Origin of the sequence: Allocoleopsis franciscana PCC 7113 (assembly GCF_000317515.1) — a bacterium.
In the GTDB taxonomy this organism is placed as follows: domain Bacteria; phylum Cyanobacteriota; class Cyanobacteriia; order Cyanobacteriales; family Coleofasciculaceae; genus Allocoleopsis; species Allocoleopsis franciscana.
In genome coordinates this window covers 2726626-2750693 of the sequence record NC_019738.1, presented here as the reverse complement: position 1 = coordinate 2750693, position 24068 = coordinate 2726626, and the positions used below count along the sequence as shown (strand labels likewise).

The 24068-nt window shown below is 45.4% G+C and carries 25 protein-coding genes; 13 read left to right on the top strand and 12 right to left on the bottom strand.

The window, feature by feature from the left end:
• Nucleotides 1–26: 26 nt before the first annotated feature.
• The 4 genes from rpmG (at nt 27) to MIC7113_RS11560 (ending at nt 4116) form a co-directional block, all read left to right on the top strand.
• On the top strand, nt 27–221 hold the full coding sequence (rpmG, locus tag MIC7113_RS34660; RefSeq protein WP_015182346.1) for a 50S ribosomal protein L33: 195 nt from the start codon (nt 27–29) through the stop codon (nt 219–221).
• 99 nt (nt 222–320) lie between these two features.
• Nucleotides 321–536: a 30S ribosomal protein S18 gene (gene rpsR / locus MIC7113_RS11575; RefSeq protein WP_015182345.1), complete on the top strand. Its 216-nt coding sequence runs from the start codon at nt 321–323 to the stop codon at nt 534–536.
• A 278-nt stretch (nt 537–814) separates the two neighbouring features.
• Entirely contained in the window at nt 815–2830 is a 2016-nt protein-coding gene (locus MIC7113_RS11570; RefSeq protein ID WP_015182344.1) for a ribonuclease catalytic domain-containing protein, read from the top strand.
• Between the two features lie 830 nt (nt 2831–3660).
• Nucleotides 3661–4116 carry a hypothetical protein gene (locus MIC7113_RS11560; protein WP_041780015.1) on the top strand — a complete coding sequence of 152 codons (456 nt, stop codon included), beginning with the start codon at nt 3661–3663 and terminating at the stop codon, nt 4114–4116.
• 109 nt (nt 4117–4225) lie between these two features.
• Here the strand turns inward: MIC7113_RS11560 and MIC7113_RS11555 are convergent, their stop codons facing one another.
• Nucleotides 4226–6364: a prolyl oligopeptidase family serine peptidase gene (locus MIC7113_RS11555; protein WP_015182342.1), complete on the bottom strand. Its 2139-nt coding sequence runs from the start codon at nt 6362–6364 to the stop codon at nt 4226–4228.
• 70 nt (nt 6365–6434) lie between these two features.
• Here MIC7113_RS11555 and MIC7113_RS38620 point away from each other — a divergent pair, with 70 nt between their 5' ends.
• From MIC7113_RS38620 to MIC7113_RS11535, 5 genes are all read left to right on the top strand, one after another.
• Nucleotides 6435–6569: a hypothetical protein gene (locus MIC7113_RS38620; protein ID WP_256374805.1), complete on the top strand. Its 135-nt coding sequence runs from the start codon at nt 6435–6437 to the stop codon at nt 6567–6569.
• Nucleotides 6570–6591: 22 nt separating this feature from the next.
• Nucleotides 6592–6855: a ParB N-terminal domain-containing protein gene (locus MIC7113_RS11550; RefSeq protein WP_041780014.1), complete on the top strand. Its 264-nt coding sequence runs from the start codon at nt 6592–6594 to the stop codon at nt 6853–6855.
• Nucleotides 6856–6988: 133 nt separating this feature from the next.
• The gene (locus tag MIC7113_RS11545) at nt 6989–7480 is read left to right on the top strand and encodes a Dps family protein (RefSeq protein ID WP_015182341.1); all 492 of its coding nucleotides are present in this window, start codon (nt 6989–6991) and stop codon (nt 7478–7480) included.
• Nucleotides 7481–7574: 94 nt separating this feature from the next.
• Nucleotides 7575–8249, top strand: a complete 675-nt coding sequence (locus tag MIC7113_RS11540; protein ID WP_015182340.1) for a helix-turn-helix domain-containing protein — start codon at nt 7575–7577, stop codon at nt 8247–8249.
• Nucleotides 8250–8376: 127 nt separating this feature from the next.
• Nucleotides 8377–8919 carry a Dps family protein gene (locus MIC7113_RS11535; protein WP_015182339.1) on the top strand — a complete coding sequence of 181 codons (543 nt, stop codon included), beginning with the start codon at nt 8377–8379 and terminating at the stop codon, nt 8917–8919.
• A 333-nt stretch (nt 8920–9252) separates the two neighbouring features.
• On the opposite strand, the gene MIC7113_RS36240 is transcribed toward MIC7113_RS11535, so the two are convergent.
• Together MIC7113_RS36240 and MIC7113_RS11530 are read right to left on the bottom strand one after the other, a co-directional pair.
• On the bottom strand, nt 9253–9459 hold the full coding sequence (locus MIC7113_RS36240) for a hypothetical protein (protein WP_015182338.1): 207 nt from the start codon (nt 9457–9459) through the stop codon (nt 9253–9255).
• 160 nt (nt 9460–9619) lie between these two features.
• On the bottom strand, nt 9620–10228 hold the full coding sequence (locus tag MIC7113_RS11530; protein ID WP_015182337.1) for a DUF3318 domain-containing protein: 609 nt from the start codon (nt 10226–10228) through the stop codon (nt 9620–9622).
• A gap of 450 nt (nt 10229–10678) precedes the next feature.
• Here MIC7113_RS11530 and MIC7113_RS34655 point away from each other — a divergent pair, with 450 nt between their 5' ends.
• The gene (locus MIC7113_RS34655) at nt 10679–10939 is read left to right on the top strand and encodes a hypothetical protein (RefSeq protein ID WP_015182336.1); all 261 of its coding nucleotides are present in this window, start codon (nt 10679–10681) and stop codon (nt 10937–10939) included.
• A 9-nt stretch (nt 10940–10948) separates the two neighbouring features.
• Here MIC7113_RS34655 and MIC7113_RS11525 read toward each other — a convergent pair whose 3' ends face one another.
• The gene (locus tag MIC7113_RS11525; protein WP_015182335.1) at nt 10949–11635 is read right to left on the bottom strand and encodes an HAD family hydrolase; all 687 of its coding nucleotides are present in this window, start codon (nt 11633–11635) and stop codon (nt 10949–10951) included.
• A gap of 248 nt (nt 11636–11883) precedes the next feature.
• On the opposite strand from MIC7113_RS11525, the gene MIC7113_RS11520 reads away from it, so the two are divergent.
• Nucleotides 11884–12153, top strand: a complete 270-nt coding sequence (locus tag MIC7113_RS11520) for an HNH endonuclease (protein WP_015182334.1) — start codon at nt 11884–11886, stop codon at nt 12151–12153.
• Here MIC7113_RS11520 and MIC7113_RS11515 read toward each other — a convergent pair.
• On the bottom strand, nt 12150–14000 hold the full coding sequence (locus MIC7113_RS11515; RefSeq protein ID WP_015182333.1) for an NB-ARC domain-containing protein: 1851 nt from the start codon (nt 13998–14000) through the stop codon (nt 12150–12152). The genes MIC7113_RS11520 and MIC7113_RS11515 overlap by 4 nt on opposite strands.
• 155 nt (nt 14001–14155) lie before the next feature.
• On the opposite strand from MIC7113_RS11515, the gene MIC7113_RS11510 reads away from it, so the two are divergent.
• Both MIC7113_RS11510 and MIC7113_RS39215 read left to right on the top strand, forming a co-directional pair.
• Nucleotides 14156–15430, top strand: coding sequence for a hypothetical protein (locus tag MIC7113_RS11510; RefSeq protein WP_015182332.1), 1275 nt, complete (start codon nt 14156–14158; stop codon nt 15428–15430).
• Nucleotides 15431–15445: 15 nt separating this feature from the next.
• Nucleotides 15446–15664: a ricin-type beta-trefoil lectin domain protein gene (locus MIC7113_RS39215; RefSeq protein ID WP_081594720.1), complete on the top strand. Its 219-nt coding sequence runs from the start codon at nt 15446–15448 to the stop codon at nt 15662–15664.
• A 538-nt stretch (nt 15665–16202) separates the two neighbouring features.
• Here MIC7113_RS39215 and MIC7113_RS11500 read toward each other — a convergent pair.
• From MIC7113_RS11500 to MIC7113_RS11470, 7 genes are all read right to left on the bottom strand, one after another.
• Nucleotides 16203–17195, bottom strand: coding sequence for an ISL3 family transposase (locus MIC7113_RS11500; protein WP_015180242.1), 993 nt, complete (start codon nt 17193–17195; stop codon nt 16203–16205).
• A 150-nt stretch (nt 17196–17345) separates the two neighbouring features.
• Nucleotides 17346–17921 (bottom strand): Uma2 family endonuclease, encoded by a 576-nt coding sequence (locus MIC7113_RS11495; protein ID WP_015182331.1) that lies wholly within the window; start codon nt 17919–17921, stop codon nt 17346–17348.
• Nucleotides 17922–18146: 225 nt separating this feature from the next.
• Complete coding sequence (locus MIC7113_RS11490) at nt 18147–18830, bottom strand: Uma2 family endonuclease (RefSeq protein WP_015182330.1); 684 nt, start codon at nt 18828–18830, stop codon at nt 18147–18149.
• 98 nt (nt 18831–18928) lie between these two features.
• Nucleotides 18929–19672 carry a 4'-phosphopantetheinyl transferase family protein gene (locus MIC7113_RS11485; RefSeq protein ID WP_015182329.1) on the bottom strand — a complete coding sequence of 248 codons (744 nt, stop codon included), beginning with the start codon at nt 19670–19672 and terminating at the stop codon, nt 18929–18931.
• Between the two features lie 182 nt (nt 19673–19854).
• Nucleotides 19855–22506, bottom strand: coding sequence for an alpha/beta fold hydrolase (locus tag MIC7113_RS33255; protein ID WP_015182328.1), 2652 nt, complete (start codon nt 22504–22506; stop codon nt 19855–19857).
• Nucleotides 22507–22560: 54 nt separating this feature from the next.
• Nucleotides 22561–22854 (bottom strand): acyl carrier protein, encoded by a 294-nt coding sequence (locus MIC7113_RS11475; protein WP_015182327.1) that lies wholly within the window; start codon nt 22852–22854, stop codon nt 22561–22563.
• 69 nt (nt 22855–22923) lie between these two features.
• Nucleotides 22924–23994, bottom strand: a complete 1071-nt coding sequence (locus MIC7113_RS11470) for an LLM class flavin-dependent oxidoreductase (protein WP_015182326.1) — start codon at nt 23992–23994, stop codon at nt 22924–22926.
• Nucleotides 23995–24068 lie beyond the last annotated feature (74 nt).

The following is a 24068-nucleotide window of genomic DNA, read 5'->3' as shown; positions in this document are numbered from 1 at the left end:
CCATTTGATTTTCTAGAAATAGCACTATGGCAGCCAAGAAAGGTGTTCGGATTATTATCACCTTGGAGTGTACGGAGTGTCGCAGCAACCCTGAGAAGCGATCGCCCGGTGTGTCTCGCTACACAACGATGAAGAACCGTCGAAACACGACAGCACGTCTAGAACTGAAAAAGTTCTGTACCCACTGCAACAAACACACGGTTCACAAGGAAATCAAGTAGGATTAGTCCTTAGTCATTTGTCGTCAATCCGTTTAACGTGATTCGTTGAACCCTGACCCATGACACTCACAACTCACCCATAACAACCAACAACAACTCATGGCCTATTTTCGTAAACGTCTTTCTCCCATCAAACCGGACGACCCGATCGACTATAAAGATGTCGAGCTGCTGCGTAAGTTTGTGACAGAACGCGGTAAGATTCTGCCACGCCGGATCACAGGCCTGACCGCTCAACAACAACGAGACTTGACCCAAGCGATCAAACGAGCACGCCTTTTGGCTTTGCTACCTTTCATTAACAAAGAAGGGTAAACACCCATTGCCGTGAGAGAGTTAATTCCAGCAAGATCGACGGTGTAAACAAAAGTATGAAGGATAAAGTATGAAGCGTGAAGGAAAGCCTTGATCAATCAGATTAGGGCTACAAACCCAGATTTATTTCTGACCTTCATTCTTCATCCTTGACACTTCAGCCTTTTGTCGGTCATTCGTGCTTCGAGCCTTCGTCGGTCAACTTTGGCATAGCGCCGACCACTCGATAGACTAGGTTTAGGTTATTTACGAAAACGCTACCGGGGTTAGCGAAACTGGTGGAAAAGGGAACATTAATTGAATTTCGTCTCGGCGGGGATCGCCGCCTCGCTACGGCAGACCGTCCAGAGGGCAAAAAGCATTGGATTGTCGTAGACGAACGCGGTCAATCTCATACGCTTCATCCCCGGCAAATCACTTACGAAGTGACGGGATGTACCTTGAAACCATCAGAAATTCCGAGCTTTGTCAAAGAGGTAGAGCCATATCTAGACCCAACGAGTTTGGAAGTGGCTTGGGAATTGTTGGTTGAAGATGGAGAAGCGGTGACCAGCGCCCAAATGGCGCAACTGTTATTTTCTGACCAGAGTCCGCCTTTGTGCTATGCGGCTCACTGCTTATTGTCTGAAGACAAGCTCTACTTCAAACAAAAAGCAGACGGCTATGAACCCCGTCCTGCTGCTGTAGTTGCTGATATCAAACATCAACGGTCAGCGCAAGAATCAAAGCAGCGGGAGCAACAAGACTTTTTGACACGCGTACATCAGCAATTAACTGGGATCGCGCAAGAGTGGCAGGATAGCGATCGCACTCGGTTTGAGAGCTTAGAACGGTTCGTCCTCCATCCAGAAAACACCGCTCGTCCTGCTCAAGATCTCTTATCCGTCCTAGGACGCCCTCAAACTCCTCAAGGTGCTTTGGATTTACTGGTGGAATTGGGGTGGTGGAGTCCTCACGAAAATTTGCCTTTGCGGCGTAGTCAAATTCCTATTCATTTTCGTCGAGAGGTGATTGAAGTGGCGCAGCAATCCCTGGTTTCTCCACCGCCTGATCCGGATTCAGACCGTTTGGATTTGACGGGATTAAAAGTTTACACCATTGACGACGAAAGTACCCAAGAAATTGATGATGGCTTGAGCATAGAAGTTCTTGAGGATGGGCGTCAACGCCTCTGGATTCATATTGCCGACCCCACTCGCTTGGTGATGCAAGGCGATGAACTTGACCTAGAAGCACGGCGGCGCAGTACGACCCTGTATTTGCCCACAGGTATGGTTCCGATGTTCCCGCCGGAACTGGCAACCGGACCGATGAGTTTGGTTCAAGGGAGAGTTTGTCCCGCGCTCAGTTTTGGTGTGGTTTTGGATGAAACAGGCAGTGTCCAAGACTATCAAATCCGAGCCAGCTTCGTGAAACCCACTTATCGCCTCACCTACGAAGACGTGGATGAGATGTTGGAACTCGGAGTACGGGCAGAACCAGAAATCGCTGAAATTGCCACTTGGGCTTACAAGCGGCAGGAGTGGCGCAGGAGTCAGGGTGCAATCAGCATCCACATGCCAGAGTCAGTGATTAAGGTTAAAGGCGAAGATGACATTTCGATTGAGGTTTTAGAGGATTCGCGATCGCGGCTGCTGGTAGCGGAAATGATGATTCTCGCCGGGGAAGTCGCAGGACGCTATGGTCAAACGCATCAGATTCCCCTGCCTTTTCGGGGACAGCCACAGCCGGAACTCCCTTCCGAAGAAGAACTGATGCAACTCCCCGCAGGCCCAGTCCGCTTCTGTGCCATGCGTCGGTGTATGCCCAAAAGTGAAATGAGCATTACACCCTTGCGGCACGCGGGTTTAGGTTTGGAAATTTATACCCAAGTCACCTCTCCCATTCGTCGCTACACCGACTTGATGTCTCATTTCCAGATCAAAGCCCATCTACGGGGTGATCCATTGCCTTTTAGTGCCCAACAATTGCAAGAAACGATGCTGAGTGTCACGACAGCCGCCAAGGAAGCCACTTGGGTGGAACGTCAGACCAATCGTTATTGGGGATTGGAATATTTGCGGCGTAACGCGGATCGGGTGTGGCAGGCATTAGTCTTGAACTTGCGAGAACCAGATAATAATGAGGGATTCATTCTCTTAGAGGATTTAGGTCTAGAATTGAAAATGCGTTTTAGGCGAGCCGTTGCACTAGGCGATCGCTTGGATGTGCAAGTCAGCCACGCCGATCCTCGTCAAGATGTGATTCACTTCAAAGAACTCATTGTTCAAGAGGCTCAACCGGCTGCCACCTAGTGCAAGAAGGCAGAATACAGGAGGCAGAGGGCAGAAGGGATATTGCCTGTATAATAAGCTTTTTGAGCTTTTTCAACTGGTCACTTATTTCTGCCAATAGGGTCTAGAGTATGTGTTCAGCCGTCCATCTATCGGTACACAAGAACTCACAGAAGTTCAGAATACACCAGTAGCACCTGCGGTATTGCTGTGCTAACAACAGTTAAGAATTTCCCCGTCCCTTGTGGATGGGGTTTGATTTGTTGAAAAAGATTACAAATCCGACAAAAAGCAGTACGATCATGAGCGTTACCCGTTTTTGTGCCCCATTCAGACAAAACGTGTCAATAGGCTCTTGAAGGAACATAGGCTCGCTGAATCAGTAGCACCTTTCTCGCTGATCAGCTCTTCTCACCTTAAGCATTGAAATCGTGTCTGCAACGACGTTCGCTAAGGTTCCCCTCTAGGCTAGTCTGATAGTGTGGACTTTAGAAAAAATCAGGTTTTGCAGCCTGCATCAGCAGGCTCGATTACCTGTAACTTTGACGCTTCAAGCTACCCAGATACCAAATTGGGACGAGACAAGAGCTCATCTGATACTTCCCAACGGGATGCACTCTCGCTGGCATGAGAAGAGCATCAGCCTCATCGTGCAAAACGGCACAGATCAGCAGGAAATTAACAATGATTAAAGCCGAGAGGCGGGATAGCCGCAATCGCAACAACCTGTGACGCAAAATCCAGAGAACTTCAGGAAATTTATGCAGGATAAACATGTTCAGCCGATTTCGTTCAGTCCATCCCCGGCAATAGAAAGAACCGCCAACGGGAGCGATAAGAGACCATCTACAATGCAATCAGCTCTTCACATCAGCACTCAAGTCTTACCTGGAAAAAAGATCGAAATCTCTTCCCCAGAATTGCCCGTTGGGGAGGATGTAGAGGTATTCATCGTTGCACCTAAAACCTCCATTTGCAGTCGTCTCTCGGTGTTCAACTCCTTTGAAAGTGTTCGTTCTCTCAACAAAAAGTATGATCAGGAACAACAGTTAATCAGCAAACCCTTAACCTCAAAAATACCAAGCGACATCTCCGTCGCTCTCGAAGCTTTAAAAGTGATTGATGACTACCTTAAGCCTGAACCAGGCAGTCTTTGTGAGGAGATGCTCAACGACGCTCTTGAAGGTCGAATGAGATTAGAGGCGACAGATATTCAAGATAGAATGCTGATACAACATCATGCAAAGAAATACATTCAGCAGGCGATCGCAACCTTACAACGATTGATACCCGATCCTTCGTCTTGAAATAGTTGTAGTCAATTAATTGTGGATTTATGAGTATTCTAAATCCACACTAGACCTCTTGTAAGGGCTACTAAAGTACCCACTACAAACACAAATTTATGATAGCTAATTAACCGGATATAATATCACTGTTAATTAGCTCTGCATCAATATCGAGCGATCGCACCAAGAACGCCCACTCATCCGCCAATTCTTCAATAATCTTAGACGTTGGCTTTCCTGCACCATGTCCTGCCTTTGTTTCAATTCTAATTAACACAGGTTTTTCTCCCCCATGAGCAGCTTGCAAAGCGGCTGCAAACTTAAAACTATGAGCCGGAAATACCCGATCATCATGATCAGCCGTTGAAATCAATGTTGCCGGATAAGCCGTTCCGGTTTTGAGGTTATGCAATGGTGAGTAGGCAGATAAAGCCTTAAACTCTTCTAAATTCTCCGGGGAACCATAATCGGAACACCATGCCCAACCAATCGTAAACTGATGGAAACGCAGCATATCCATTACCCCTACGGCTGGCAGTGCGGCACCAAATAACTCCGGGCGCTGCGTCATACAGGCACCCACTAATAAGCCGCCATTACTACCTCCTGAAATCGCTAATTTCTCAGGTTGAGTGTACTTATGATTAATTAGCCATTCGGCAGCGGCAATGAAATCATCAAATACATTCTGCTTATTCAGTTTTGTTCCCGCCTGATGCCATTCCTCACCATACTCACCACCGCCACGCAGATTCGGTAATGCATAGACGCCTCCCATTTCCATCCACACTAATCGACTAACCGAGAAACTGGGAGTTAGAGAAACATTAAAGCCGCCATAACCATAGAGAAGAGTTGGGTTATTTCCATCCAACTGCAACCCCTTCTTATGGGTGATAAACATTGGAACTGAAGTACCATCTTTACTCGTATAAAAAACTTGCTTTATCTCGTATTCATCGGGATTAAAGTCAACCTTTGGCTGTCGGAAAAGCGTACTTTGACCACTCACCATATCGTAGCGATAGATGGTTGTTGGGATGGTAAAGCTGGTAAAAGAATAAAAAGTTTCTGTATCATAGCGCTTGCCACCAAAACCGCCAGCAGAACCAATTCCTGGTAACTCTACCTCCCGAACAAAAGAACCCTGTAAGTCAAAAATCTTGATGGATGAACGAGCATCTTTGAGGTAATCAGCAACAAATTGATTATTGAGTAAACCGACACTTTCCAAGGTTTCATCGGCTTGTGGAATCACCTCTTGCCATCCCTCTCTCATTCCTTTCTCCCCCCTTAACAAGGGGGGGTTAGGGGGGGTAGGCTTGTTAATATCAATTGCTATGACACGACCGCGAGGAGCATCTAAATCGGTGCGAAACCAAAAGATTGAACCATCATTGTCAATAAAACTGTAATTCGCTTTAAATTCGCTAATCAGTTCCACCACGGGAGAATCGGGTGTTTGTAAATCTTTATAATAAACAAGGTTTTTGGGGTCAGTGCCGCGATCAACAGAGATAATTAAGTAGCGACCATCTTCTGTAACACCAGCGCCAAACATCCATTCTTTTTGGTCTGGGCGATGATAAATTAAAATATCTTCTGACTGTGGCGTACCCAGTTGGTGATAATAGAGTTTTTGATAATAATTCAAGTCTTCTAGTTTGGTCGCCTCATTTGGCTCATCATAACGGCTATAAAAAAAGCCTTGACCATCATGAGTCCAAGAGGCTCCAGAAAACTTTACCCATTTAAGATGATCGGGAAAATCTTCACCTGTTTCGACATTGCGAACTTTCCACTCGTTCCAGTCAGAACCAGAGGTTGATAAACCATAAGCCATCAACTGACCATCTTCACTAATAGCTAAACCAGATAAAGCTATTGTGCCATCTTCTGAAAGAAGATTTGGGTCAAATAATACGGTTGGCTCAGCATCAAGAGCGGTTAATGTGTAGAGGACGCTTTGATTCTGAAGACCATCATTTTTGAAATAGAAATAACGGTTTCCTTGCTTAAAGGGAATCCCATATTTTTCGTAATTCCACAGCTTAGTGAGTCGCTCTTTAAGGGGTTCTCGCGCCGGAATCTCACTGAGATAACTCAATGTCAGTTGATTCTGTGCTTCCACCCAAGCGTTTGTTTCCTCTGAGTTTAGGTCTTCCAGCCAGCGATAAGGGTCGGCTACTTGTGTGCCGTGATAGTTATCAACTTGGTCAGATTTGCGAGTCGGGGGGTAGACAAAGACTTGACTGGAAGATTGCATAAAGTAGGGGTGTTAAGCAGCACTGTCTAGTTTAGCGTTCACGCTGGGGCGTGTTTGCCAACTTGAAGTTATGAGGCTCGTTATTACCAATTCTGTGCCGAGTGACGAACTTGCGATCCGCATCATGCAACTTAAAGGCACATCAACTTCACAAGGAGTTGCAATCCGAACTCATAACGACTATGATTTAGGGGTAAGGACTTGAAACTCAGGAAGCAACTCGCAAGATGATAGAGGTTAAAGAGATTCCTCTAGGGGCAATTCGTCGTCCCCTGCCGCGAGAGAATGACCCCACTAAAGTAGCGGCACTGATGGAGTCGATAAAGGAAGAAGGATTGCACGAACCCATTGATGTCCTAGAAGTCGATGGACAGTACTACGGCTTCTCCGGGTGTCATCGCTTTGAAGCACACCAGCGTCTAGGGAAACCAACTATTAAATGCCGAGTTCGCAAAGCACCACGCTCGGTGCTACAAAAGCACTTAGCTTAACCACTAGCAGTTGTTGCCATACAGAGCTTCTGCCAAAGGGATGATTCACACCCAATTGCGACATGCATAACATCAAGAGGCGTGAAAGCAGCCTCATCAATGCAGAATTACTTTATTTAATAAGGAGATAACGATGCAAGCTCAAGCCAAAGGATTACCCATCGATATCGGTATTCCAGAAGACAGTCGCCAAGAGATTGCCGAGGGGCTTTCTCGCCTGCTTGCCGACACCTATTCGCTTTACCTCAAGACTCATAACTTCCACTGGAACGTAACTGGCCCCATGTTTCAGACATTGCACTTAATGTTTGAGACCCAATACAACGAACTCGCCTTAGCTGTCGATTTAATTGCCGAACGCATTCGCGCTTTAGGTGTCCCAGCTCCCGGTACCTACACTGACTTTGCTAAACTCAGTTCAATTCCAGAAACCCCTGGTGTTCCCAAAGCTAAGGAGATGATCCGCCTTCTGGTTGAAGGACAGGAATCTGTGGCAAGGACAGCTCGTTCCATCTTTCCTCTCGCTGAAAAAGTCAACGACGAACCCACCGCCGATTTATTAACTCAACGGCTGCAAGTGCATGAAAAGACCGCTTGGATGTTAAGAAGTTTACTGGAAGAATAATCTTAGTTTATTCTCGGTTACAGATTAATGGTAGTAGGAAATAGGGGACAAATCACTTCCTCATCAATTTCCTATTTCCAATTCCCTATTCACGATGACCCAAGACTTCAGTCAAGAACTCACCCAGCGGTTGCAGGAATTAATGCAACCGCTGAGTTTTCATTCTTACAAGCAACTTAGTAAAAGCACAGGGGTTTCAGAGAAACAGTTCAGGCGTTTGCGCCGAGGACAAATATCGCAGATGCGAGTAGGAACTTTGCTGAAACTGTCTCAAGCCTTGCAAGTGTCTGTGGATGAGTTGTTAGCAACATTTTCCTCTGAATCTAGTCCTTACCCCCCTTCATCTGCTAGAGGGGAAGCTGCTTCTGTCGAGGCATTGAGGCAGGAGTATGAACGACTGCAACAGCAACTGCATGATCAGCAAGAAACGTTGATGCAGGAGTTTCAGCAGTCGAGTTTACAAGTGCTGGAATCTTGGTTAGTCCAATGGCCAACGGCAGCTTATGCTGCACAGCAGAATCAGCAGTTACCCGCCGTGAGGTTGCTGCCCTTAGTTCGACCAGTGGAACAGTTATTGCAAGAATGGGGAGTAGAAGCGATCGCATCGGTCGGCGCAGAAATTCCTTACAATCCCCAGTTTCATCAACTCATGGAGGGGACAGCACAACCAGGAGAAATGGTAAGAGTGCGTAACACCGGGTACCGACACAAGGAGAAACTCCTTTATCGTGCCAAAGTGAGTCCACTTGGCAATCCCTCTAATACCTGATTGTTACTCGTCCACCCCCTTAAAATCTTACTACTCTAGATAACGCTACTCTCTCCCAAGAGGCTGATGAAACTCCTGTATAGATTTGTTGCAATGGCTATGGTGACAAAGTATTGAGAAAAAGATTATGCGCCCCTTAAATATCGGTTTATCAGAAGAGCAACGTCAAGGTGTTACCGATTTGTTAAATCGTGACCTATCTGATGCGTATCTGCTGTTAATCAAAACTAAAAAGTACCACTGGGATGTTGTTGGGCCACAGTTTCGTTCACTACATACATTGTGGCAAGAACACTATGAAGCCTTAACAGAAAATATTGATGCGCTCGCTGAGCGAATTCGCATGTTGGGTGGCTACCCAATTGGTACCGCTAAGGGATTTTTGGAACATGCTTCGATCAGCGAAGATGCAGGTAGTCTTCCCAGCGCCTATGGGATGGTAGAAAACTTAGTTGCCGATCATGAGCAGGTTATCCGCAACTTGCGCGATCACATTGACCAGTGTGGTGAGAAATACCACGACCAAGGTACCGCAGACTTCCTCACCGGACTGATGGAGCAACATGAGGAAATGGCCTGGATGTTGCGTTCGTTCATTGAAGGTCAATCCATTGACCCGGACGGCAGACTATCGGCAGAAGGTATGAGAGTTCCTGTGCAGATGAAATAGTCGGATTTAAAATCCGATAGCGCATTGGAGGCGGAATCTTGTCCGCCTCCTTTAATATCAAATCTGTTGGCATCGGTATATATAATATGTTTTTTTAACGCAGAGAAGCGCAGAGGTTCGCGCAGAGGATCTCAGAGGTATTTGGGTAAAATCTCGGTTAATTTTGATGCAACCGGATATGAGCTGAGTATCAGACGATTTTTAGCTCAAATCTGTTTTTAAAGAGTTAAGCTGTTCGGCATTTAAATAGAGTATAATAAAGACTTTAATTAAATGAAAGAGAGTTGGTTATTAAGTGGGAACGAAAAATCAAAAATAAGGGCAATGCTCTTATCACAATTTAAATGCCGAACAGCTTACAACAGCCTTACCGCTATTAATGGCAATTTTCACGAATCGAGAATGATGTCGAGAAATCTCCAAGAAAGGCAAGTACAAATCACATATAGGTAAACGACCTACTACAAACTCATCTCGATTTACCCTTACTGTTTTTTCCACATCTTCTTGAAGTTGTAGGCGTAGCTTGAACTCAGCCATGACTTCCAAACCTCTGTGAATTTTGGCTCTCAATATATGCTGAACTTCTTTTCCTGAGAGCCGCCGTCGCAGACTAGCATTTTGTCTAGATTGAAACCCACACTCCTGAGACAGATTATGCAAATGTCTGTAACAATTCTGATTCAGGGTGGGGAAAAGGTTACTCCTGCTTAACGGTATCGGGAACACCGACGGATGATAAGCCTGCGATCGCTCTTAAATTTTGAGTGCGAATCAATTCTGTGAAATTTAAGCCATACCGCCCTTCAATCTGGACAACAGAGTCAATTGCCGCCAACAGATGTTCAGCGGCTTCGATGTCCGTGTAGCCACGTCGCGTCGCCACTTTAATCCCATTTTCATCGGCATCTAACTCAGACTGAGAACTGCGGGTACTGCGCCAAATTTGGGTTCCTGCGATCGCACTTAATCCGGTAGCAACTACAATTCCTACAGCATCCCCCTGCGCGAGTTCCACAATCCCCCCTAACAACCCCGCCAGAACGACTCCTTGATACAAGTCGGGCTTAAACCACTTGATACTTACCAGCCAGCATACGGTCCGTAGCAGCAGCATGTCTCGCTGGGGCTTGGGCAAGCGACGCCACAAGTCAAAGTTAATATAGATAGGTCGCTCTTGGGACCAAATGGGAGGAAATGGGCTTTCAATGACTGTAGTCTGTTGCGGTTTACTAACAATTTTCGTTAGCATCCGCCCAGAAGCAGGCATGAGCTCAATCAAACGGCGAATTTCAGGCTCTGGATTCATCGGACTCACTGCTGGGCATTCAAGATTTAGTGTTAGGGGCAAATCAAGTTGCAAAGATTGAAACCGCTTTACCCTACAAAAAAGTTATCCCATTTCTTATGCAAAACTGGATCGAGAGATTTGGAGCCTGCCACCCTAAACAATAGCGGCTCAGAAAGGACATAATCACCCAATAAACCTTAAAATAAGCACATAATACAGTAGAGCATTTCAACTTAAGGTTTTACAACAATCAGTATAAGTATTCCACTACTCAAAATCTTATCTAGATACTAACCACTGGCAATGGCAGTTAAACCCAGGATTTACGATAGTCCAACTCTCCATACTAAGACTATGCGTATAGGCGCGGCTAGTCTGTTTAGGACGATGAGCTTAACACGTTTACGCTTTGTCCATCCTTCGTTAACAGAAGGTAGGTATTTGCAGACATTTCCAAGGGAGGTCTAGATGGACGCTTTTTCTCCAGTCCCACCCCCCTGGACAACATCGGCGACTCACGCTGTAGAATTCTGTTGTCCCAAGTGTCGAGCTTCGGCTAGGGAAGCTGAGCAGGTTTGGATGAATCGGCGATCGCCTGTGATGACTGAAGACTATCGCCGCAAGTGGCAAGAATTTTATCAATGTCAGTGCAGCTATGTGTGGTGGGCTTGGAGTAGCGATCGCCCACCGTCAGATTTCGCCAAACGCGAGGAACCGCCCACATTGTGAAAAGTCACCTCAGTGAGGAGCAAGTTCTGCCAAATCAGAGGCGATGAGTTTGTCAATGAGTTCAACAACTCCAGCACCGCGATCGCCTTTTGTGACAAAATCAGCATGTTCTTTGAGCATGGGAAGAGCATTGGCAACGGCAACCCCGCACCCACAAAAATCCAGGAAAGCCTGGTCATTTTCCGCATCTCCTATCGCCACCGTATTATGTGGCGGTAAGCCTAATTCTTTCAGGACAGCACTGAGTCCAGAGGCTTTGTTGACACCTGAAGGAAGCACCATCACAGCACCTTTGTTAAAAATCACTTGGTATTCCAGTCCCAAGTCACGGATTACGTCTAATACCGTATTCTCGTGAGGATGCCAGGTCGCAACAATCACCCGTCCCACAGTAAGGGGGTCAACCCCTCGTTGTTGCAGTGCCTTGACAAATTCTTCTGGTGGAGGCGCACCTAACGGCTTTTCTTCGCGGGTTGCGGGTTGGTACAGTAAGGCTCCATTCTCGACAACAACCCACTCACACAAGTTAATCTCAGGGAAGACATTGAGCAGGTCGTCTAAGTGCCGCCCTGTGACTAAGATTAATTTTCGACCAGAGTCCCGCAGGCGATCGAGTGCGGCTAAGGTTTCCTTATTGACTCGACCATCTGAGGCAAGCGTGCCATCGTAATCAGTAGCTAGTGCTAGGTAGTGCATTCGTTCATCTTCTCCCCAAGGGTTGAAACAATCCTACTTGAGTTGGAGCAATGCTTTATCTCACTTGGGTCATAGCTCCAAGAGACCATGCAGAGTAGAAAAGAGCAACTATACTACGATTGTATTTTTATATTACAATAAGAGTGCGTCACGCTACGTTAACACACCCTATAGATAAAAGCTGTGCGTAAGTCTTTGAGCTGACTGTATGTATTTAGTAGAAAGTAAAAAGTCAATAGCGTTTTCTTATGAAATGTGAATTGTGTGAACGAGAAGTCACTCGTTTAACGGCTCATCATCTAATTCCCAAGCAAGCTGTGAAGCGGAAACAAGCTGATTCGGGGCCAACTGTCGATATTTGTTCTGCCTGCCACCGACAGATTCATCGCTTATTTGACAACAAGCATTTAGCAAAAGAACTCAATTCTGTGGAAGCGCTCAAGAATGAACCGCAGATGGCAAAATTCTTGGCTTGGGTGAGGAAGCAAAAGCCGGATAAGCGTGTTCAAGTGCATTAAACCTCTACCGCATTGATTTGAGCTAGCAAGTTTCTCACATTGCTAGCTGCATAACCAGGAGTGTGCGGATATTGAGTTTGCCACTGGGAGAGGAGTTGATTCAGTTGGTATTCTAGGTTCCTTTTGCCTCTCAGACGATTGATCAATCTATCCATAATCGGCTTAAGGATGAAACGAATTTCTGTGTTTATCAGTGAGACTTTTGCCTGAGATTTGACCAGAAGATGGCTATTGAATAAGGCAATTTCTCCTGTTTCTACCTCTTCACAAACCTGAGTTATTAATCGGTTAGTCACCCATTCCATGAATACAGGTTGTAGCGTAAAGAGGGAAATAGCTTGATTAGGGAAATTGCCCACAGACTGGAAGTCTGGGGCTATACAAACAAAGTCCTCACTAAAGCTCCGGGCCTCCGCAGGCTGGATTGAGTCCGTCCTCACTAAAGCTCCGGCGGCGGACTTCGTTTGTGGACGCGCAGGTTTCAACCTGTCGGCAACTCTTTTCTCAATCAGGGATTTTCTTCTCAGGGACTTCAGCGTGTCTGCTAACTGTTGTTTTAAAGCTGGGCAGATAATATCTTGTTTTAAATCTGCGAAAGAAATGGGTTCGCGGTTGATGGCTAGCCAGTACATTACTTCTAGTTCTGAGCTAGCCAGTCGGTTAAATTGTCGCTCTAAAAGTTGACTAATATCGGCAAAAGGCCATGAATCTGCTTTTAAAGATTTGACGAATTCAGAAATACTAGAGCCAAAGGCATCTCGAATGCCTGAAGCCACCATATTTAAGGCTAGGGGATTACCGGCATAGTGTTGAATTAATGCTTTCCATTCCTCTGGTGTACCAGTGAAGGTACCCTTGGCTTGAATAATTGCTCGTGCTTCTTCTTCGTACAAACCTGTTAGTTCTAATGAGCGAACGGGTAGGGTTTCTCCTTCAAGGGCTGCTAATTCTTGAGGTTTTTCGCAACTGGTGAGTATCAAGCAACTGCGATGGGATGTTTCTCCCACTCGTTTGATTAATTCGCCATATCCTTCATAGCCAGGGCGATACTGTCCAGCAACCGCGCCTGCTTGCAGAATGGATTCGGCGTTATCGAGGATGAGCAGGCAGCGTGAGGAACGCAAGTATTCAATGAGTCGGGTGATTCTAAGGCTTGTGCTTTCAGGTAGATTGGCTGGTGTCTCTTGGTGGTTGGATAGGATTTGGATGAGGGTGGCGAGAATGTCGTTGACGGGTGGGGCATTTTGCAGACTTCGCCAGATGACAGAGTTAAATTCAGGCTGAACGTGTTGGGCGAATTTCACAGATAGGGCGGTTTTGCCTATCCCTCCCATACCCAACAGCCCTACTAGTCGGCAGTTGTCTTGCACTATCCATTGCTTCAGGGTAGCAAGTTCCTCGGTGCGTCCGTAGAAAACGGAGACATCCATTGCTTCTCCCCAGTCGGCGCGATTTGGGATTTGGGATTTGGGATTTGGGATGGAATTGTCTCCTGCTTCTTCTCTAGGTGAATGCTGGGTAATGCTTGCCTCCTCCTGTGCAGTTCCACCTTGAGGGCGAATTACTGTGTCAGCATCAACAACGTCTTCCCAGTTGAGTCCCAAAACCTGGCAGAAGGCTTTGAAATTGGTCGGTTTGACGGGTTCACCCGCTAAAAACCGTTTCCAAGTGCTAATTCCTACGGTTCCTGGCACCATGCCTTTCCCGTTTTTCACCAGAGGGAGAAAGGAACTGGCTTGTTCTAGCCATTGTGGGTGATCTACCGCCCATCCCTTTTCCTGGGTGATTCGCTGTCTGGCTTGCTTAAGCCTTGCCAATCCTTGCGTAGATGCTTTGAGACTTTGCACGCTTACTACCTGGTCGGCTGAGTGTCAATACTTATTGTGGATGATTTTTGGCTCATTTGGGTAGAGCGAACTGAGCCGTATTTGGACTGGTGGGTAGTTGAGTGGGGAGATTTCAATGGAAAAGATTCTGATTTCACTAGGAATAAATTGATTTTATGTTGAAGTCAAATCCAGGAGAAAATATAAAGAATTTCTCTATACCTCAAAGTTTAATCATTACGTTGATGCCGAAAGTAACCCAGTTTTTAATAACCATTTTATCTGAAATAACAATTTCATCTTTGCTATTATCGTTAGTACAAACAACAGCAATTGCACAAGAACAAAGCCGAACTTTTGATAGCTATGCTTGGCTCACGACTCATAATGCATTTGCAAATTATGAAGACTCTAGATGGAGTGTAGCTTATCAATCTCATAGTATTGATAAGCAACTTAGAAATGGTGTTCGAGCATTCATGTTAGATGCTCACTACTTTGAAGGAACTAACTGGTGGATATGCCGCCTTAGTCTCGGATATGATTGCTACGATCCTGGGGTTTATCTTTGCCATGGCAATCCTGGTGCATGTTTAACATTTGCTGGAGGCACTTATGCATTGCCAAGGCAAACTTTTCATGAAGCTGTACAGACTATTGTTAACTTTCTCAAGGAAAATCCTAAAGAAGTTGTCACTATTTTTTTAGAAGACTATACCTCTAAGGAGCAACTAGAAAGTTCTTTAAATAAAGTCTCTAATTTAAATGATGTTATATATGATTTAAGTTCTGGTTGGAAAGTAACAGAGCGTGGTTGGCCTTCTCTAAAATGGATGCAAGATAACAATAAGCGATTGATCATTTATACTAAACAGCAAAATGTTATCCCCGGCAAAACTGCTCATACCTATGATTTTATTGTTGAAAATTACTGGAGTATAGGTAGTATAGCTGAAAACTATAACAAATGTGACAAGAGAGGAGAATCAAAACCCTATAATACAAAGTTTACTTGGGGCGCTCCTTTGTTTACTATGAATCACTTTAGAGATGTACCCTCTACCATAACTGCCGCAATTGATAACAATTATAATAATCTCTTAAACCGAGTTGACAATGTTTGTTCTCCATCTGCTGGAGGGAAAAGGCCTAATTTTATAGCAGTCGATTTCTACGAATTACCTGCTGGTTATGACAGGGCGCTACAAGTTGTTCAAGAAATAAACCGAAGATTTAGTTCATTAAACTCAAATTATATCCAGGCCAAGTATGGAACAAATAAGTGTATTCACAAGCAGCATGATGGTTGGGGAAATGGCAATCCTATACATATTTGGGATTGTGATGTTGGTCCTGAGGAAAATAAATCTTGGGAATATGATTCAAATACTGGATATATAAAAAATCGATTGAATAGAAATAAATGTTTGCATAAGCAGCATGATGGTTAGGAAAATGGCAATCCTATACATATTTGGGATTGTGATGTTGGTCCTGAGGAAAATAAATCTTGGGAATATGATTTAAATACTGGATTTATTAGAAACAGATATAATCCAAATAAATGTATTCATAAACAAGATGCATGGAAAAATGGTACTCGCATTCATCTTTGGGATTGTAATTCTGGTATCAATGACAATAAGTCTTGGTTACAGCCAATGGCTACCAGTTTTATAAAGTAAGCTATTCTGCCTTAGTTCATAGTTCACAGTAAAAAATGCCATGAACCATGAACGTGAAATCCCACGTCTTTTAAGCGTAGGATGAGCTTAATGTTAGCAAAGTTATATTAGCTACTCTTGCCTACTGAGAGCAATTTTTGTTTTGGTGTTCTTTTCTTACACCCATTATTGGTGCTTTAGGGGTTTCTCCTGATTGGTGCAAGACTCCCCATGAGCTTGGCACACAGCAAATAATGAAAGACTCTTCCCCCATTCCTATTCCCGACTCCCGACTCCCGACTCCCCTCTTTCAAGACAGATATGAGTTTATCTAAATGTAAGGCGCGATTAGCCCTACTATTGTACTGCTTAGGGGCTATGGTAAAATAATCACTCTCTATTATCGTCAGTGTGCGATCGTTTTCCTTTACTCTCACGAGCGATCGCTCCCTCAACATCAATGCAATCTGAGACAAGCGATCGCACTTTCACTGCCAATCGATTGCTCTAGCTTTCTGGAACTAAAAAAAGTTGGTTCTTCAGGATGTAGTATGCTAAACTAACAAATGAAATGCCAGTTAAGCAAACATCTAATTCGATAATTGTCAAAGTTCCGAAACCCATAAGCCGAGCGCTTAATCAACTTAAGTTTGTTGTTAATCCCCTCCACAACACCGCTAGTCGTTCTGTTATCAAAGTAAGCAATGATCTCATCCAACCAACGGATGATAGTCTTCTGGCTATCAGGAAAATAGCTTTTCGCTTGCTTCAGCCATCCTCCCAAGTGAAATAATCCGGCTAACCAATGCTGGGTCTGAGTGAAAATTTGGCGAATTTGCTCTTTTAATTCATGCATTCTCTTGAGAGTAAGAGATACATTCTTGACTTGAATCAGTTTAACTTTTTGCTGTTCACTTAGGTCGGATTCGTTCTTGAGCAAGACATATTTACTTTTCTTTAATCCCTCTAATACTGGCGAATGTTCTGCTTTTTCTTCCCGGCATTTTGCGGTTTTTATTAAATCTACTAATACTGCACAATAATTCCCCTTCCCTTTAATCAGTGCTATTTCATCAATTCCTAATCTTTTTAAGTCTATAGGTTTGATTTTTAACAGGTCTTTTGATGCGTCTTTTAACATCCTTTCTATTTCCGCCGTTGTTACCACTCCTTTTTTCGCTACGCTGTGGATATCGTTTTCTAAAACGTCTTGAATTATTTGATTAGCCAACCGTTTTGTGTACGTTCTTCTTGAACTGACAAATTCTAACTGTTCACTAAACGGTTTCTCACACTTTTCACACTTAAATTGTCGTCTGTTTATTTCTAAAAACACTGGCATTTCTCCCCAAGGTAAATCTTTTACTATGTGTCGATGATTTTGGTGTAATCTACGACTTTTTGCTCCACAACGAGGGCAATTACTTTCTTTGCCAATTAATTCCACCTGTACAATTATTCCAATCCCTTCATGTTGACGATGTGAAATTACTTTTATTCCTTTTATATTCAAGAGTTCTGTCAGCAGCTTTATTCTCTTTTTTGTGGCCATCTCACTATCTATGCGTTCAATCCCTGTTTTGACGGTTTATAGTTAATAGGATATGACCTTCTTTGTCAATACCGACAACCACTTGGTTGACTTTCTTTCGCATTTATTCATCTTTATTGACTTATTTAGCTATTGATTTAGCATACTGACTCATGAAGAACCAAAAAGTTTGCCAACCAAACAGTTAAAACCAGGAAGCATTGGACTGGTCAACTCATCTTCGCTATATAAAGTAGCGGCTAGTTTTAAAATCGCCTTTTCTCGCCGATACACCTCAACTTTCCGCTCTATGCGATCAAAAATCCAATACTCCTGAACGCCTTGCACCGAGTAAAGCTTTAGCTTCGCTTCTCGATCGCGTTTCTCTTGCTTATCGCCGGGAGATAGAACTTCTACCACCAACTCTGGTGCACCAGTCAGATGTCCAGCTTCATCGAGCAAACGCTCCAGACGGTCATGACTTGCCCACACGACATCAGGAATTACATTATCGGCATCAGAGAAAACAATTCCTGGCGTAATAGCCGCTTCACCTAGACCACTTTCATCTGACCACATTTTCAGAACAGTACCAATGTTGATGCATATCACCTGATGCTGCCAGTGAGGCGCTCTTGTCACAAACAATTCTCCATCAACGATTTCATAGCGATTGTTGCGATCGCCTGCGAATAATTCTAGGTCAGCAATCGTCCAACGTACTGGACTCTCTGGAGTTGTTTGCATATAAACTCCCTGGTCTTTAGTTCTTTGAATTATAAGTCACTCAGACAGTCAGTGGGTAATACGTTCCATCATCTGAGCGCGTGCGATCACGTAACTTGTTCAAAGAGCCATCGCACTTCTGCTTAATTCCCAGTCTGCGTGCAGCGAAGCTATCCTGTAGGGAATCGCAATCTATCATCATCACGGTGCGTGAAGCGAAGCTATCCCGTCGGGAATCGCCTAACCTTAACTTTCTGGTAATTCACCAAACAACTGACGATAGCGTTCAAGTTGCTGTTGTGCTTGTTGAGCTCTTTCCTCTGCCGTCAGATATCGATTTCCTTGTTTGTCGTACCAATACAACGATTCAATCTCTACCTCTCCATCCCAGTAAGGCGCACGTCCAATTCCTAAATTAATTTCACTCATCCAATAAGGTTCGCCTATTTGCAATTGATACTCCCCATCAACTAAGCGATAAACCTCAAACGGCTGATGTCTATCCCGCTGCCAATATTCCGGGTTATAAACTACATAATATAAAACTCCAAGCTTTGCATAAACCTCCATTTTTTTGTCATATTCTCCCCCTGGCGTTAGCGACACAATCTCTAGAGCAAAAATAGGAACAACCTCATTTTCTTCCCAAACCACATAGCTTTTCCGCAATCTCTCCCTTCTATGACGCTCAACCCCTAAACTCAAAAATCCATCTGGGACAACAGGCACCAACGGACTCACCCCTGTAGTGTGATAAATTCCCATATCCACACCGAAAAACCAATCAGAGCGATTTCCCCAGATAAATTTCAGCAAAAATAATAGTAAATTAGGAATAAAATTTTGATTCTCGTTATCCACAGGCGTGTCGTCTGAACAAGGCAGTTCATCGCTGGTTGGTAGGCGCAGCTTAGGGTCAGATTGTACCATCGCTCACACTCCTAATAACTGTTAGTACCTTCAATCTTAAACCCTCTATTTTTTGTAAATATTCACTTGTGTATTTTCAACTTAAATTCTGATTGATTCTACTCAAAGTTCAGATACTCTAAATTCCAACCCTGTCCTTCTATCGCCAGAGCAGCCATATAACCGGGTGATGGTGTCAATTGATACACAGACCAATGAGAAGCGGCCTCTTCGTCTCCTTGGATACTCAGCAATGCGGCGGGTTCTCCCGGAGTTAAGGAAACCTCAACCCCATCCAGTCCCGGTAATCCATCACCGATCGCTTTGAGATAAGCTTCTTTGCAAGTCCACGCCCGGAAAAAAGCATCTTGCTTCTGGTTATCAGGTAGGGAACAAATGACCGCATATTCACGACCAGAAAAGAAGCGTTTAACCAATTGCTCGACTTTATCCATGGGGCGGATGTGTTCCAGATCAATGCCCACCAAGGGAGTGTGAGCGATCGCATATATCGCTAACTCATGGGAGTGAGACAAGTTAAACGAGAGTGTTTCTCCCATATTTAAGTTGGCGAGTGCGGGTTTGCCACGAGAACCATAAGAAAACTCAAGCTGAGCTGGCTCCAAGCTTAAGTAACGGCCTAGGATAGCTCGCAAAATGCCACGACCGGCAATAAAATGCTTCCTGTCCCGCTCAAAGTAAAAGCGATTGGCTCGATTATGTTCGTCTGGAGATAGGGTTTTTGCTAACAACTGAATCTTTGATTCAGGTAAGTTCAGGTCAGTACGCCAGATGTGAACAACATCTTTTGATAACACCAAGTTGATCGGTGGGGAATGCCATAAAGGCTCATCTGCTATCACGCGTGTTGACCTGTGTTTATCTAACTCAAAAGAAAGCTCAATAATCAATTGTAGAGCTTTCTTTCTATGTCATACCGAGTTGCGTTCAAACATAGTATTTTCTCTCCCTTGTCCCCCTTGTCTTCCTTGTCTTCCTTGTCTTCCTTGTCTCCCTATCTACTATCTGTGACTGAAACTTGGTATCATCCTCGTACCTTGGCTTGTGCTGTCTCTAAGCAAGTACTCAATTGCTCAACCAGATCCTGTACATAGGGTTCCGAGAACATGGTCGTATGATCTCCAGGAACGCCATGAATCTCTAACCCTTCTGTCGCCAACTTTTTCCAGCCTACAGAAGGATCGACGTACCATTTATCCGTTTCAGATACCTCCATTGCCTGAAAGTAGGAGACTCGACCCTGGTAGACTTGCGGTAAATAGTGCCTGATGGTTTCCAAGTGGATGGCTTCGAGCGCTGGGACAGCAGTGGGAGGCAAGGGTTGTTCCATCTCTGGATGAGATTTGTGAGCAACCTTGAACAGCTTTTCTTGGACAATCTTTAGGAGCGTTTCCTTAATTCCATGCTTGCTACTCCAATCGGCAATTCCGAGGCTCTGCTTAATCTTCCACTTCACCAAATCAAGAATGTAGTCAGGGCCGTGTTGGAACACTTTCTTCACATGCTGCAAAACCCATTCATGGACTCGCCCTTGTTGACGATAACCTAGAGGAACGCTATCAAAAAAGCCCAGCCAAGCGATTTTCTGACCTTGTGCTTTTAACTGTTGAGCCATCTCGAAAGCGATCGCACCTCCAAACGAGTAGCCTCCCAGATAATAAGGCCCCTCCGGCTGGATCTCACGTATCTCTTTGATATAGTGAGCGGCCATTTCCTCAATCCGGGTGTAGGGAACTTGTTTTCCATCCAACCCTTGAGCTTGTAGTGCATAGAAGGGTTGCTCTGGATCGAGATGAGCCGCGAAATTGCGGAATATCAGAACATTGCCCAGAATCCCATGAACGCAGAACAGAGGGGGTTTGGAACCAGTCGGTTTAATCGCTACCAGCGATCGCCAAGACTCTGACTCGTCTTCCTGATGCAGAAGGCTAGCCAATTGCTCCACTGTGGCAGCCTGAAAGAGGGTAGCTAATGGTAAGTTTTTTCCAAATTTCTGCTCAATTTGAGTAAACAAGGTCACCGCTAGCAGCGAGTGCCCCCCCAACTCGAAGAAGTTGTCCTTCACGCCGATCGGCTGAATGCCTAAAACCTCTTGCCAAATCTCCGTAAGCTGGAGTTCCACAAGATTACGGGGTGCTACGAATTCCTGTTGCTGTTGGCGACGTTCCTGAGTTGATGCAGCCAGCAGGGGGCGCTGTACTAAGCTTGGTAGCAGCGATGAAATAGGCTGCTCTGGATTGGCAACAATCTCTTCTAGTAAGGTTTGGTAATGTCCCAGCATCTCGGTGATGGTGGCATCCTCAAACAGATCGGTATTGTACTTCAGCACACCGATGAATTCTTGTGCACTCTCCACCATCGATAGGGCTAAATCAAAATCTGCCGTGCCGTTATCGATCTCCAGGGCACTCACGGTTAAGCCCGGTAGCTTCACGGGTTGCTTGGGGACATTCTGGAGGACAAACATCACCTGATTAAGGGGCGTGTTGACCAGATTGAGAGAATTGACCAACTGCTGAACCGGCAAATCCTGGTGGGCAAAAGCGCCTGATGCACAGGTGCGTACCCGCCCCAGCAACTGGCGGAAACTGGGGTTGCCAGAGAGGTCAGTGCGTAGAACTAACAGGTTGACAAAATACCCAATTAACCCTTTAGTTTGGCTCCGGTTGCGGTTAGCGGTGGGAGAGCAGACAAAGAGGTTTTCCTGAGCCGTGTAACGGTACAGCAGTACCTTGAAGGCTGCCAGTAGCGTGGCAAATAGGGTAGCCCCCTCCTGACGAGTGAGTGCTTTAAGCGCTTCGGTCAGAGATTGAGGTAAGACCAGCGTTTGGCGATCGCTGCGTCGGGTGGGAACGACGGGTGGTAGATGGTCAGTGGGTAATTGTTGCGCGGGAAGACCGCCATCCAATTGCTGCTTCCAGTAAGAAAGTAAGGCGTCTTTCAACTCACCTTGCAGCGACTGTCTCTGCCAGAGTGCGAAGTCGGCATATTGGATGGGGAGTTCCGGGAGTGAGGAGGGATTTTCAGTGGAGAAGGCTTCGTAGAGTGCTGCCAGTTCCCGCAACAATACTCCTTCTGACCATCCGTCAAACACAATTTGGTGGATGGTCACAAGTAACACATGCTCCTGCTCACCCAGATAGAGTAAGGTAGCTCTTAAGAGTGGGCCACAGTTCAAGTCAAAGGGGCGCTGCGTTTGCTCACGGAGGAAATGATGGATAGTTGTGCAATCTAAAATTGCCAATCTAAAATCTGGAATTGGATGAATGACCTGAACGGGTTGACCATCCACAGTTGCCACGGTGGTTCGCAGCGTTTCGTGACGACGCAGGATTTCCTTGAGACTTTGCTCCAAGGCAGGTACGTTAAGTGACCCCCTGATGTGCAAACCCAAGGGGATGTTGTGAGCAGAACTGTCGGGCTTCAACTGGTTGAGAAACCACAGTCGTTCCTGGGAGAAAGAGAGGGGTAGGTCTGTGTTCCGCGATACTGGTTTTAAGGGCGGAGCCTGATTCTGTAAACCAATGACTGTTTTAATCGCTTGCCAGAACTCGGCTGAGGCGGTTTCTGACTTGCTCTGGTTGGGTGGGGATGTGATGGAATGATGACCCGTTTGACCCTTCTCTTGGAGTCCTTCTGGTAACGCACTGGGTTTATCGAACTCTACCTGCTTCATGACTTGTTCTTACCTTCCAACCTGAATTTGCTACTAGCCTTAACTTGAGAGTCTTTAATTGACCGCACTGAGACTCTCTGCATCCTGACTCAGACCCGTATATTTTTTTTCGATTAGTTCAACAATGTTTCCTAGGGTTCGGAAATTGTCAAAGCTAATTTCACTCGTTTCAAATGCCACCTCAAAGGTTTCTTGTAATGTCAAAACGAGTGACATTGCAGTGATTGAATCTAGACCAATGCTGAAAAGATCGGTGTCGTATTCTAATTCTTCACTGGTAACATTTGGCAGAACTTCTAGAACAACGTCATGGCTTTTTTGCTGAATTTGTTCAAGACTTAGCATCATTTACATCCTTGTATTAATTACCTAAATGACGAGACCCAATAAAATCCAAAATGCTATGGTGTTGGCAGTTTATGCCGCTTTTACCTGCTCGGCAAAGTAAGGCATAACCTCTTTGGAAAATAGGCGCATTGAGGCTTCGGCGGCTTCAACGGGTAGGGTATTAAAGTTCACCTGGAGCGAGGCAATTTCAAACCCGCCGACTTGATGGTTGTATTCTGCAATTGCCTCACGCACTTGTTTGGGTGGACCAATCCAGGCTGCACCTTTTTCAATTTGAGACTCAAAGGTTTCTTGCTTCAGCCCTGCAATAATCTTGTCGTAACCTGGGTAATCAGTGGAGCTCGATCCCGAAGTCCAGTCTGAGGCGGCCTCAACAAGAGATTGCAGATAGTTGTTGAGTGGTTGACGTGCGATCGCAACTGCCTCATCGTTAGTCAGAGAGGAAAACATGTGAAACGCCAGCATGACTTTCCCTTGTCCTGGATGCCCTGCTGATTTCCACGCTTCGCGATACATCCCAATCAGTTCAGCCATCTTTCCCCCAGCCAGGGGAATCGCCATTAAGCCGTAGCCTTTTTTCCCGGCTGCAACGAAGGATTCAGGCGTTGCCAGTGCAGCAATCCAGAAGGGTGGGCGTGGCGCTTGGGTGGGGCGTGGCAGTGAGGTGACGTTCTTAAAGCTGTGAAACTGCCCCTCTATCGACACATTTTCTTCCTCAAGCAGGCGGCGAACCTGTTCGACCCCTTCCTCAAACCGCCCCCGGCTTTCGTTCAAGCTAACACCAAACCGGACAAATTCATGAGGCAGAAAAGCACGGGCAAAGCCTACTTCTAAACGCCCCTGGGAAATCGCATCTAGCATCCCGATTTCCCCTGCCAGTTTCAATGGGTTATTGAAGGCAGGAAGAACAGCGCCCGTAATTAAACGCGCCTTCCGGGTGCGTTGGGAAGCGGCGGTTAAAAAGAGAATGGGGTTGGGGCTATACCCACCGTAGGGATGAAAGTAATGCTCAACCGTGCGGACATTGGTGTAGCCTAATTCGTCACATAGACCAACAAGATGTAAAGCCTCGTGGAAATACTGTTGACCCGACTTCTGATCAGGGGCAACGTCCGGGAAAAACTGGATACCAAATTCCATAGAATGCTTCCTTACTTTGATTTTTGTAAAGTGCGTTTACAGATTGCTTGTGTTGAGGGAAGAGAGGGAGCAAA

Bases quoted from the DNA above. Each gene is read 5' to 3' on its own strand.
- MIC7113_RS11510 (WP_015182332.1), top strand. From the start codon at position 14,156: ATGTTGAAGTCAAATCCAGGAGAAAATATAAAGAATTTCTCTATACCT.
- MIC7113_RS11500 (WP_015180242.1), bottom strand. From the start codon at position 17,195: ATGGCCACAAAAAAGAGAATAAAGCTGCTGACAGAACTCTTGAATATA.
- MIC7113_RS11475 (WP_015182327.1), bottom strand. From the start codon at position 22,854: ATGATGCTAAGTCTTGAACAAATTCAGCAAAAAAGCCATGACGTTGTT.
- MIC7113_RS11550 (WP_041780014.1), top strand. From the start codon at position 6,592: ATGATAGAGGTTAAAGAGATTCCTCTAGGGGCAATTCGTCGTCCCCTG.
- rpsR (WP_015182345.1), top strand. From the start codon at position 321: ATGGCCTATTTTCGTAAACGTCTTTCTCCCATCAAACCGGACGACCCG.
- MIC7113_RS11555 (WP_015182342.1), bottom strand. From the start codon at position 6,364: ATGCAATCTTCCAGTCAAGTCTTTGTCTACCCCCCGACTCGCAAATCT.
- MIC7113_RS11535 (WP_015182339.1), top strand. From the start codon at position 8,377: ATGCGCCCCTTAAATATCGGTTTATCAGAAGAGCAACGTCAAGGTGTT.
- MIC7113_RS11490 (WP_015182330.1), bottom strand. From the start codon at position 18,830: ATGGTACAATCTGACCCTAAGCTGCGCCTACCAACCAGCGATGAACTG.
- MIC7113_RS11525 (WP_015182335.1), bottom strand. From the start codon at position 11,635: ATGCACTACCTAGCACTAGCTACTGATTACGATGGCACGCTTGCCTCA.
- MIC7113_RS36240 (WP_015182338.1), bottom strand. From the start codon at position 9,459: ATGGCTGAGTTCAAGCTACGCCTACAACTTCAAGAAGATGTGGAAAAA.
- MIC7113_RS38620 (WP_256374805.1), top strand. From the start codon at position 6,435: ATGAGGCTCGTTATTACCAATTCTGTGCCGAGTGACGAACTTGCGATC.
- MIC7113_RS33255 (WP_015182328.1), bottom strand. From the start codon at position 22,506: ATGAAGCAGGTAGAGTTCGATAAACCCAGTGCGTTACCAGAAGGACTC.
- MIC7113_RS11540 (WP_015182340.1), top strand. From the start codon at position 7,575: ATGACCCAAGACTTCAGTCAAGAACTCACCCAGCGGTTGCAGGAATTA.
- MIC7113_RS11495 (WP_015182331.1), bottom strand. From the start codon at position 17,921: ATGCAAACAACTCCAGAGAGTCCAGTACGTTGGACGATTGCTGACCTA.
- MIC7113_RS11470 (WP_015182326.1), bottom strand. From the start codon at position 23,994: ATGGAATTTGGTATCCAGTTTTTCCCGGACGTTGCCCCTGATCAGAAG.
- MIC7113_RS11545 (WP_015182341.1), top strand. From the start codon at position 6,989: ATGCAAGCTCAAGCCAAAGGATTACCCATCGATATCGGTATTCCAGAA.
- MIC7113_RS11560 (WP_041780015.1), top strand. From the start codon at position 3,661: ATGCAATCAGCTCTTCACATCAGCACTCAAGTCTTACCTGGAAAAAAG.
- MIC7113_RS11530 (WP_015182337.1), bottom strand. From the start codon at position 10,228: ATGAATCCAGAGCCTGAAATTCGCCGTTTGATTGAGCTCATGCCTGCT.
- MIC7113_RS11520 (WP_015182334.1), top strand. From the start codon at position 11,884: ATGAAATGTGAATTGTGTGAACGAGAAGTCACTCGTTTAACGGCTCAT.
- MIC7113_RS34655 (WP_015182336.1), top strand. From the start codon at position 10,679: ATGGACGCTTTTTCTCCAGTCCCACCCCCCTGGACAACATCGGCGACT.
- rpmG (WP_015182346.1), top strand. From the start codon at position 27: ATGGCAGCCAAGAAAGGTGTTCGGATTATTATCACCTTGGAGTGTACG.